Source organism: Myroides sp. LJL119 (assembly GCF_054871605.1).
This window is the reverse complement of the sequence record NZ_JBTXLO010000007.1, coordinates 189,000-200,234: the sequence shown is the minus strand read 5'-3', so window position 1 is coordinate 200,234 and position 11,235 is coordinate 189,000. Positions and strand designations below refer to the sequence as shown.

The window sequence follows — 11,235 nt, the reverse complement described above, 5'->3', positions numbered from 1 at the left end:
TGTATGTATTAGTGTGTAAGTTCAAAAAATAAGCCTGGGTTAGGTTTCTATTAAAACCTAACTCAAGCTTCATATAGGGTATTAAATTGGTTTTATAAACAGTGTCATCTATTTTGAGTACAATAAATACAATGACCTGTTTTTTTAAAACCTTCCTTAAATTCATTATTATAATCTACTCTTTACTAAAAATAATATCGTATTGTTCTTCATATCTTTTCTTTAATCGTTGCTTTGCTTTTTTAACTGCTTCGATAGTTACCCCAAGAAGATTAGCTGTTTCTTGATTTGTCAGTCCCAATTTTTGCAGTAACACAATACGTAGATTTGATTCTGTTAAATCTGGGAAATTACAAGTAACATATTCGAAATAATCCTTACGCTCACTTTTAAAGGCTTCTTTAAACATGCTCCAACTCTGCTCTGTCATCAGGTGCGCACTAAGTAATTGTTCTAAATCGGGTCTCTTTTCTTTTAAATATTCATTTGAAGAGTTTTTCACTCTCAATAATTCCTGCTCCAATTTTTCTATTTGATCTGTTTTTTCAGTTAAATAAATTTGGTAAGCAGCTAAAGAAGCATGCGTTTCTCTTAACTTATTTTCAGAACTTATTTTAGAAAATTGAAATTCTAATAGCTTACCTTCATACTTATACATTTGTAGTTTAATGATTCGCTTATAAAAGAAATAAACAACAAAAACTAACAATAATAATAACCCTGTGCTGCTCATAAATAATAGACGCTGATAACGCACACGCTCAGAGACATATTTCTCTGCTTCTAACTCCAAGGTTATACTCTGATAGGTTGTGTCCCAATTTATTTTTCGAATAACATCTTCCGTCTCTCTTCCTTCAATAATGCTATCAATAATATCAATCTCCCTCCGATAGAAAAGCTCTTCCGTATCTCGATTACTAATTTTAGCAATATTTAATAAATAAAGTAAAATCTCACGTTGATATCCTAATAGATATCTCTTAGATTTACTGATTTCATAGGCTTCTCTCCACACCTTTTCGGCTAAATCATATTTTTTATCTGCAAAATAGAATTTACCCAATTGAATCTGAGCGTACATCAAGTTTCGATCTTCTTTTAAATGCTTAGAAATACTAATATCTTTTTGAAAATATTGCTCCGCTTTTACTTTATCCCCCTCAATGTCCAAAATACTAGCCAGTCCTCCTAGACTCTTGGCATATCGCAAAGTATCCCCTATTTTTAAAGCTTGTTTACTTGCCAAATCAAAATATTTTTTGGCTGGTACTAGACTATCTAATTTTAGATATGAATTACCTAATGCCCATAGTGCGGTTGCTTTAAATTCATCTACATCTTTACTTATTTCTAATACTTTTTTATAATAATCAATACATTTGTCATATTGATGCATCGTTTCAAAGAAAAAAGCTGTTTTTAATAACACATTACAGCTTTGAACATCTACTTGTTCTAAATTACTGTCTATCATCTTTGAAATTTTGATAAAATAAGGTGTAGCTTCAAAATAATGATTATACGAATAATAATAAAAACCCACCTCGCTATATACCCACTCTCTCAAGCCAATATTATTGCTATTATTAACTATCCCAATACTCTGTGAGAATAAGGCTGTACTTACTTTATTAATACTATCATTTTGCTTTAAATAAGCTAAGGCTTTAAATACATTTTCTACCGCTTTTCCCTCCTGTGTTTTCTCTATACTATCCATTTCTAATTTTCCTGACTTATAAAAGTCATTAATAAGATTATTGTAGTAAAGATTATTTTTTTGTTTTGTATCACTACAAGAAATAAATAATATTAGACAGACCAATATAAATTCTCTAGGCATCATTAGGATATTTTTAACAAAAATAATATATTTAAAATAATATTAGTTAACTAATAGTGATTTTGAAGAAAAAACAGCAATAAAAAACATTAAAAGATTCTAATAGTTTTAATTTATGCAAACCTTAAGTTATCTATATACAAAAATGATAAACCTCTTTAAAGATTTATCATTTATAAATAACTAGCTGTGAATATCCAAATCTTTGGAAATTAAATCTGCTCTTTTTTATTTGTACTTATATACCCAATTTATATAATTAAATAGATTAATTAATTAATTTTCTTACCCTTGGAGTTTCCTACTTAAATAACTAAATAGCAAAACACATACTTGAATTGAGAATTAAATATTAATTCTTTCTTGTTTTTTTATTAGGGGTAGCAAAGGTATACTTTGTCAGTCTAATTTCTTTATTATTAATTGGTCTATTAAATGTGTTTTTGCTTGATCTACTTGATACATCTGGGCATAAGTTTTCCAATTTGCAACAATTTTTATACACGAGTCAATAATTCCCACGGGATTCCGAATAGAATTTTGCTCCGCTATACTTAGTAAATCTTTTCTTGTGAAGTCTTTTCGTTTACCGTTTATACTTAAATTATGTTGACTCACCCATTTACTATCGGGTCTATAAGCAAAACAAACATCATAAGCTGGCGCTAATTTCCAAACTCCGTCTGTGTCCATCAAAAATGAAAAATTCTTAGTATGATCGTCACAATTTCTTGCAATGACATTAAATACCATACGTTTGAACATTTGTTCTGCTTCTGCATAAGTTAATCGCAACTGGCGCATGGTTTGAAAAATTTGTTCATAGCTATATGAAGTGATATTTGCAAAATCGTAATGTTGTAATGCACATAATGTTTGACTGTGTAGTTTGTGATTTCCCTTTACACGATCAAAGCGCTTGGTCATGAAGTGTACCCTATTGTTTTCTTCAATAAGTCGTGATTCCATCATTTGTATTCCAAAATCTGTTGCCATTTTATAATATGCCATTTCTACTCTTCCATATCCTTTTGATTCGCCGAATTGTACATCACTCACTTGATCAAACTTAATTAACCAGTGTTCGAAACCTTGATCAGCAAGAGTTTGTCCAGACTTTATTTGCCCAGTTTTTTCATTGTAAGCAATTATAGCTTTAGGACGTGCACCACCAGCAGACGTTCCCATTTTCAGAACATCCATCATCACATCCTCCATGCTTTTTTTAGTTTGGATAATAAAACTTTCTTTGTTGGATAATAATGCTTTAGTGGTGTCGATTAAATCACTTAATTCAATGTCATATGATGGGGATTCTTTCCCCATAATAGGTTCGAATTCTAAAGCCCCCATACCTCTTCTTCCAATAAAACATAGAAGCTCTACAGGATTTAAACTATCATCTGGTCGGCCTTGTCTTGCTAACCAGGCATTGATTAAATCTTTTCCGTATCGGTCGGGTAACGCGTCGGCTAAAAGTCCTGGCATACCTTTAAAAGTTTCGTTATTACGGTGTTCTGGAAAACTATAAATCCTATTATTAGAGGGCATTTTTATAGGAGCTATGGGTAATTTTTTCAAATTAAATTTAGGATCATATTCAAATGATGCTATTTCAGTATCTGCATCCCATGCTACGGCTCCCACACGCTGTCCAAAAATATTTATAAATGCTGTTGTTACCATCCTAAATCTAGATTGTCTTGTTGGGAAGTATTCTTTTTCATTACTCTTTTACGCATTTTTTTTTCTCCCTTAGCCAATCGAAGTGGACTAATTTCTTCTTTAATTTCAAATTCTTTAAAAATATACATCGCATCTAATATTCGTAATACTTTTATTAGATTAATTAAAGAGATTCCTTCCCCACGTTCTAATAGACTTAGTGTAGATCTACTAATGGCTGCTTTATCGGCTAATTCTTGTTGATTGATATTTTGTTTAATACGATTTTGTTGCACAAACAGACCAATTTTTTTTAAAATTGATTTATCAGATAATAAGTTAATGTCTGATATATTACTCATAATACATATATTAAATAATCAATAAATGATTTTTCATACATTAGGTATCGTTAATATAATTTTTATAATGTATGAAAAACAATGTTTAAATATACAATTTTATTTATTATGAATGAAAAACAACGCATTATATTTTCACTCTGAATAGAAAAAAGTTTCTAATAGAGTAAACAATATAACCGGTTAAAAATAAGAGTAACGAATTGTTTTTTTAGATCCTTATATTTTAAACCCGAACTTATTAATTCCAGATTTACATTAGAATCTTCACAATTAATTTTTCTTTAGTGAAGAAAAATTACATATAAAAAAGCCCCGTTATAGTCGAGGCTAGACTAAATGTTTTCACAACTAGTTGTTAATTTATAAATAGCCCTCCACTGCTGTGTCACTATGCAGTAAAAATACAATAATTTGAAAGCCATTCAAAACACAACACAACATAAATCAATTAGTTAATCTATTTTTTCATCAGTACTTCTAAATTCCATATTTTCAAGTTCCATACTACCTTGAATAACTCTTTTTTCAAGATCTAAAATTTTTTTTAACGATTCATAATCAATTTTATGAGCATCATCACTAGGCCTGTGATAATCCTCATGCCCACCTGTGTGAAAAAACAAAACAGGAATATCCGCTTCATAAAACGAAGTTTGGTCAGATCCACCACGTCCTTGGTAACCGGTATAAAATTTCACGTAATCTTTCGGGTCTATATCACTAAAAATCGTTTCAAACTCTGGTGAGGTACCGTAACCTATAATTGAAACTCCAGTATTTTTATCTAATCTACCTATCATATCCATATTAAGCATCCAATGAATAGACTCTAAATCTATAGTTGGATTTTTAACAAAGTATCTAGAACCTACAAGTCCTAACTCTTCAGCTCCAAAGGCAATGAATAAAAAATTAAAATTAGATTGTTTTTTATCTTGGCTAAAAAATCTTGCTAATTCTAATAAACCCGCTGTACCGGATGAATTATCATCTGCCCCATTGTGAATCATCCCCACGCTATTCTCAAGTAATGAGCTACCTTGTCTTCCTTGACCAAGGTGATCGTAATGTGCACCTATTACAATAGTTTTTGGTGCTCCATTATCTAAAAAGCCAATAACATTCCTTGCTGATCTAATACTATCATTAACTTTCACTTTTGTAACTTTAGCCTCAAATTCTTGAAAGTACCCATTAGTCCCTAAAGGTTCCAATTTATATTTTTTAAATTCTTTTGCAATATAATTTGCTGCTTTTAAGTTTTCTTTACTTCCTGTACCTCGCCCCTTCATTTTATCAGAAGCCAAATAATAAACGTGTTTTTGCAATTTTGAAAGTTCGATTTCTTGTCCTAAAAAAGATAAACTACTAAGTAGAGATAGTGTTAATATAATTTTTCGCATAAAAGTTTTTGGTAATTAGTTAAAGCAAATGAAAGAAAATTAAATGGAAAATAAAAAGTACTAAGGATTTTTTCAACTTATTTATTAATCTACCACAATGTTAAAAAAAAAATACAAGAGGTAAATCCAATCTCGTAATTTTCAAATTATTGATCGTCTTTGTATTTTACATAGTCTATAGTTAAGTAAATCGATAAAATTTAATTCCAAAAAAGACAGAACAAGAACTTCACTTTAGTCAAAAGTAAAGTCCTTGTTCTATTAATTAGAGAGTTATCTATCGTATTAAGAACATTTAGATGCTCCACAGTCTTTACAAGTTAAACACCCTTCTTGATACATTACATTATCTGAGCTACAATTACTACACTTTTGCCCTGTTGCCACAGTACCATCTGGAACATATTTTTTCAAGGCTCTAGAAACACCATTTTTCCAAGTATTTATAGATTCATTATCTAACTGTAAAGAATTTATCAAATCCACTACCTTTTCTATTTCCATACCATGGCGAAGTGTCCCAGATATTAGCTTTGCGTAATTCCAAAATTCTGGGTTAAAACGGTAGGATAACCCCTCTATAGTTGTTTTATACCCACGCTTGTTTAAAAATTGAAAATCGTATCTAGTTCCCCCATCTTGATCTTTATTCTTTATAATAAACCCTTCGTTGACCCCTCGTGGTAGTAAGATACCATCTTCATCATCGGCCAGACCGGTAAATATCTCATATGGTTTGTTATCTATTTTACCAATAAAGGCAATCCACTTTTCTTTGTTATTTTGAAAGCGAACTACATCACATTCCAATATAGTTGGGCGTTTTGTAGGGAAAGCAGTTTGAGAATTATTTTTATTATCAGTACTTTGCTCGGCGGAGACAAGAACCCCAGCACGTGATCCATCTCTGTATACCGTAACTCCTTTACATCCAACCTCCCATGCCTTCATATACAACTCGGCTACTAATTGTTGCGTAGCGTCATTTGGAATATTAATTGTTACAGAAATCGAATGATCCACCCATTTTTGAATAGCCCCTTGCATCTTCACTTTACTTAACCAATCAATATCATTGGAAGTTGCTTGATGATAAGGGGATTTGGCGATAAGCTGATTTATTTGTTCTTGGGTGTAATTCTCAGATGTATCATAACCATTTACTTGCATCCATTGTTTAAACCTATGGTGAAACACAATATATTCCTGCCAAGAATCTCCAACCTCATCAATAAAGTCAACTTTAACATCTTTATCATTAGGATTTACTTTCCTACGACGTTTATACACTGGCATAAACACGGGTTCAATTCCTGAGGTTGTTTGACTCATTAAAGAAGTACTTCCTGTTGGAGCAATAGTTAAAAGAGCGATATTCCTTCTACCAAACTTAACCATATCTTGGTAAAGCTCTGGATCTTGTTGTTTTATACGTAAAATAAAAGGATTATTTTGTTCTTTTTTAGCATCATATATACTAAAAGCTCCCCTTTGTTTTGCTAACTCTACCGAGGTTCTATAGGCAGATAAGGCAAGTGTTTTATGTACCTTAACACTAAAATCTATTGCTTGTTGGCTACCGTATTTTATTCCCAGCCCTGCAAGCATATCTCCCTCTGCTGTAATACCTAATCCGGTTCTTCTACCCTCTTGGGCCTTGTGACGAACCTCTAACCATAGTTCTTTTTCAATACGCTTAATCGACTCATCCTCTGGATCTTGATTAATTTTTTGTAAAATAGCATCAATTTTCTCTAATTCTAAATCAATTATATCATCCATGATACGCTGGGCAAATCCCACATGCTTTTCAAACAATGCAAAGTCAAACTTTGCCTGTTTAGTAAAAGGGTTATCTACATAGGAAAACAAGTTAATAGCAAGTAAACGACAAGAATCATATGAGCATAATGGAATTTCTCCACAAGGATTAGTTGAAATAGTTTTATATCCTAAATCAGCGTAGCAATCCGGTAGAGATTCCTTTATAATAGTATCCCAAAATAAAATCCCTGGCTCGGCACTCTTCCAAGCGTTATGTACAATTTTTTCCCATAACTGCTGGGCATTAATTTGTTTACTAAAAAAAGGTTTTTCACTAAAGATGGGATACTTTTGTACATAGTTTTTTTGGTCTTTTACCGCCTGCATAAAGGAATCATCTATACGCAAAGAAACGTTTGCCCCGGTAATTTTACCAGCCTGCATCTTAGCGTCTATAAAATCTTCGGCATCAGGGTGGTTAATTGAAACTGACAACATTAAAGCTCCCCTTCTACCATCTTGTGCAACCTCTCTAGTTGAGTTAGAGTATCGCTCCATAAATGGAACTAACCCCGTTGAGGTTAAAGCTGAATTTTTCACAGAAGATCCTTTAGGGCGAATATGCGATAAATCGTGACCTACTCCACCTCGACGTTTCATTAATTGAACTTGTTCTTGATCAATTTTCATAATACCCCCATAGGAATCGCTATCCCCTTTATTACCGATAACAAAACAATTTGATAAGGATGCTATTTGATAAGGATTTCCGATACCCGTCATAGGACTTCCCTGTGGGATTAAGTATTTGAAATCTTTAATTAAATCGAAAATTTCTTGCTCACTTAAAGGGTCTTTATACTTTTGTTCAACCCTGGCAATTTCCTTTGCTATTCTTCTATGCATTTCTTGGGGTGTACTTTCAAAAATATCCCCTTGGGAATTCTTTAAAGCATATTTATTGACAAACACAGTTGCTGCTAAACTATCCCCATTGAAGTAAGCGGTGGATTGCTCGATGGCCTGTTGGTTTGAGTAGATTTTTTGGTCTTGTTGCTTTGGTATGGTGTGTTTCATAGTTCAAATTATTTTTACACCAAAATACAAAAAATATAAACATCTTAAAGAAACTATTAAAAAAAGTTTACAAATAAAAAATGCAACATATTGATTTACATTAAAATACAATTTATAAGATCTAGAAAAGTTTTCATTTTTAAATATCTTATAATTTTTAATAGCATTGAAAATCATACAAAACTAAAGACATACTATAATAATACAGAGGTTTTTTTAAAAACTATTTTCTATAGATTGTAAAATTAAATCCCATTAATTAAATGCAATAAACACCACCTTGTTGTGTTTTACATGTACTTATTTATATAACAAAGTCTAGTACTACCAGAAAAACTCTTAATCCTGATATTTAAAACCTATGGGGTAATTTATAAAATTCCAGTTGCGATATATTACAAATCTATCCAAAAGAATCCCTACATTTGCATTAAAGAAAAACACTTTTTTTATCTTTTTACAAGCTAGATCAGATTGTTTTTCAGTCTTTATGTCACAAAAACAGGGTGAAATCCCAGTGAATAAAATTAGTTACAAACCTTTTAAATACTAATTAGAAAAATGGATTCTTTTGTTGCGATAGATTTTGAAACTGCTAATTCAAATAGAACAAGTATTTGTAGTGTAGGTCTAGTTTTAGTGGAAAACAAAAAGATAACCCAGGAATATTATAGTTTAATTAAACCTATTCCTGATTTTTACAACTATTATAATACCCAAGTACACGGACTAACTAATCTAGATACTTTACAAGCACATTCTTTCCCTGTAATTTGGGAGCAAATCAAACCTATTATACAAGATCTTCCTTTAGTTGCCCACAATAGCGCCTTTGACAAAGGGTGTTTACAAGCAACCTTACAGACGTATGACTTACCTAAGATAGACAATGATTTTTATTGTACCTACAGAGAATCTAAAAAATTAGTTCCAGAATTAATTAACCACAAACTCCCAACTGTAAGTAAATTCTTTGGATTTGATTTAGCTAATCACCATCACGCCCTAGCAGATGCTAAAGCATGCGCTTGGATTGCAATTCAAGTGTTTTAATTTTTAAAATACCCTGGCTTAAAAAAAACTAAAGGCGTGATCTTTGTGGTTATTGTTTATTATAAAAGAATAAAGAAATATATAAAAGCCCAAATCACTATAAAAAACAGCCCAACTAATAAGTTGTTTTTATGGGATTTAACATCTTTTTTACCTAAAAAAACATACAAAACATACACAAAAAAAGCCAGTACAAGGCCAACAGAAATAAATGGATAAAGCATAAACAATATTTTAATATCATGTAGTAAGATACTAAAAATAGCTATATCATGTTAATAAATTTTACGTTAAAACAATACTTACAGCCTAGTTTTAAAATCACAATATTTTACCTTACAGAGTATTTATTGATTCCAAATTAGCATTAATAGCCTTCAAATCCTCAATTATCATAATTAAAAACAAAATATTAAGAATTTAAAAAAGATAAATAATGTTAATATTTTACTAACTTTACTAGATTTATCAAATATTTAAATAATTAGTATATCTATTGGTGTTTAATTTTAATTTTTCAATAGATAAATACAAATATTAATTAATAATCAAAATAAGTGCATATAAACTTAATTTTTAACAATTCAACCACTACTTAGGTAGTTAAAATTATTAATTTTAAGTCACCTTAATTAACACTTACAATGATTCTTTTTCTTTTAACTAAACGCAAAAGTATATTTGCTATACTTTTTGTTTTTATTCAGATTAGTCATGCACAATCTGAAGGTAATTTAAAATCACAAAAACAAATTGAATCCTTAAATTTCTATAAAATAAACCCTCATAAAGACGTATTGTTTGCTACGGACTCTTTGGGGCATCAATGGGTCAAAGGAGAAATTCCAAATCATTTACTTAACTCCTCTTCCATATTTCATTTAACCACTGGGCATATTTACCAATACGACTTTTATTTATACACCCAGGGAGTTTTGCATAAAATAGAACCCAATTTAAATATTGAAAATGATTTTATGCAAAGCCGGTTTGTCCATCATTATATCTCTAGTGATACGAATGTATTTTATGTCAATCTATACTATAACTTAAATAACAATTTTGGATTTATAATAACAGAACAAAACAAATACGCTAGTTTTGAATCCCAAGAATTACTCTACATTGGTATTTATTATGGTATTACCTTTGTTTTAATTCTTGTAAACTTTATACTTTTTAGTATTTTTCGATACAATCATTTTTTATTTTTCACTGCCTTGCAAATTTGTATATTCATTAATTTGTTTTTTCAAGACGGTATGTTTTATTACCTATCCAAAGGAGCCTGGCAAATGTCTAGTTTACTTGTTTGGATTATTCCTTTAATATCGGCTTTAGGCTGCGTCTTGGTAATGTATTTATTGGATATTGAAATACTTTTTAAATCACATAAAGGCTTATTTTATTCTTTGTTTGGTATTAATTTTATATTCTCTTTCCTTCATAGCTTAGCCCCAGATATCTTAACTATGGGAAGTGTGATGCTATTGAGCTGTATATCACCAATTTTTTGTTTGTTATTAACCCTTTTGCAATTCCGATCAGATATATATGCACGCTTGCTTTTAATAGGTATATGTATTTTAATACTATTTGGGGGTATCTATATCCTACAAATTATGAATCTGCACTTCTTTGACTTTCCGGTTATCCATGTATTTAAAATTGTCTATTTTTGCCAAATAGTGCTATTCACCTTTGTAATTAGTCACAAAGTCAAGAAGTTACCAAGTAAAACAATATACTATCCCAAACAAATACAAAGATTTTTAAAAAAAATAAGTAGAAAAAAGCAAACAAACCCACAGATGAGTATAACACTTCAACTACAGGCCTTTGGAGCTATAAATAACTTAACTATCCGTGAACTCGAAGTGCTTATTTGTATCTGGGAAGGGATGAGTAATATACAAATATCAGACAAATTATCTATCTCTGTACATACGGTAAAATATCATATTAGCAATCTATATACTAAACTGCAAATCACTAGTCGTAGACAAGCCTTATTTTTAAGAAAGTTAAATAAACTCATTTAATATACATCTACGGGGTTAGG

The 11,235-nt window shown here is 30.7% G+C and carries 7 protein-coding genes; 2 read left to right on the top strand and 5 right to left on the bottom strand.

Going from position 1 to position 11,235, the window contains the following annotated elements; all coding sequences use genetic code 11:
- Positions 1-175: 175 nt before the first annotated feature.
- The 5 genes from ACYSNV_RS09325 to ACYSNV_RS09305 form a co-directional block, all read right to left on the bottom strand.
- Entirely contained in the window at positions 176-1,723 is a 1,548-nt protein-coding gene (locus ACYSNV_RS09325; RefSeq protein WP_461762303.1) for a tetratricopeptide repeat protein, read from the bottom strand.
- Between the two features lie 522 nt (positions 1,724-2,245).
- On the bottom strand, positions 2,246-3,532 hold the full coding sequence (locus ACYSNV_RS09320; RefSeq protein WP_461762302.1) for a type II toxin-antitoxin system HipA family toxin: 1,287 nt from the start codon (positions 3,530-3,532) through the stop codon (positions 2,246-2,248).
- Entirely contained in the window at positions 3,526-3,873 is a 348-nt protein-coding gene (locus ACYSNV_RS09315; protein WP_461762301.1) for a helix-turn-helix domain-containing protein, read from the bottom strand. The genes ACYSNV_RS09320 and ACYSNV_RS09315 overlap by 7 nt, the downstream gene beginning before the upstream one ends.
- 455 nt (positions 3,874-4,328) lie before the next feature.
- Positions 4,329-5,279: a M20/M25/M40 family metallo-hydrolase gene (locus tag ACYSNV_RS09310; protein ID WP_461762300.1), complete on the bottom strand. Its 951-nt coding sequence runs from the start codon at positions 5,277-5,279 to the stop codon at positions 4,329-4,331.
- A gap of 285 nt (positions 5,280-5,564) precedes the next feature.
- Entirely contained in the window at positions 5,565-8,120 is a 2,556-nt protein-coding gene (locus tag ACYSNV_RS09305; RefSeq protein ID WP_461762299.1) for an adenosylcobalamin-dependent ribonucleoside-diphosphate reductase, read from the bottom strand.
- A gap of 561 nt (positions 8,121-8,681) precedes the next feature.
- Between ACYSNV_RS09305 and ACYSNV_RS09300 the strand changes: the two genes are divergently transcribed.
- Positions 8,682-9,173 carry a 3'-5' exonuclease gene (locus ACYSNV_RS09300; RefSeq protein ID WP_461762298.1) on the top strand — a complete coding sequence of 164 codons (492 nt, stop codon included), beginning with the start codon at positions 8,682-8,684 and terminating at the stop codon, positions 9,171-9,173.
- Between the two features lie 644 nt (positions 9,174-9,817).
- On the top strand, positions 9,818-11,215 hold the full coding sequence (locus ACYSNV_RS09295) for a LuxR C-terminal-related transcriptional regulator (protein ID WP_461762297.1): 1,398 nt from the start codon (positions 9,818-9,820) through the stop codon (positions 11,213-11,215).
- Positions 11,216-11,235 lie beyond the last annotated feature (20 nt).

Excerpts from the sequence above, each read along its gene's own strand:
- ACYSNV_RS09300 (WP_461762298.1), top strand. The coding sequence starts at position 8,682 with ATGGATTCTTTTGTTGCGATAGATTTTGAAACTGCTAATTCAAATAGA.
- ACYSNV_RS09320 (WP_461762302.1), bottom strand. The coding sequence starts at position 3,532 with ATGGTAACAACAGCATTTATAAATATTTTTGGACAGCGTGTGGGAGCC.
- ACYSNV_RS09310 (WP_461762300.1), bottom strand. The coding sequence starts at position 5,279 with ATGCGAAAAATTATATTAACACTATCTCTACTTAGTAGTTTATCTTTT.
- ACYSNV_RS09325 (WP_461762303.1), bottom strand. The coding sequence starts at position 1,723 with ATGGATAGTATAGAGAAAACACAGGAGGGAAAAGCGGTAGAAAATGTA.
- ACYSNV_RS09295 (WP_461762297.1), top strand. The coding sequence starts at position 9,818 with ATGATTCTTTTTCTTTTAACTAAACGCAAAAGTATATTTGCTATACTT.
- ACYSNV_RS09315 (WP_461762301.1), bottom strand. The coding sequence starts at position 3,873 with ATGAGTAATATATCAGACATTAACTTATTATCTGATAAATCAATTTTA.
- ACYSNV_RS09305 (WP_461762299.1), bottom strand. The coding sequence starts at position 8,120 with ATGAAACACACCATACCAAAGCAACAAGACCAAAAAATCTACTCAAAC.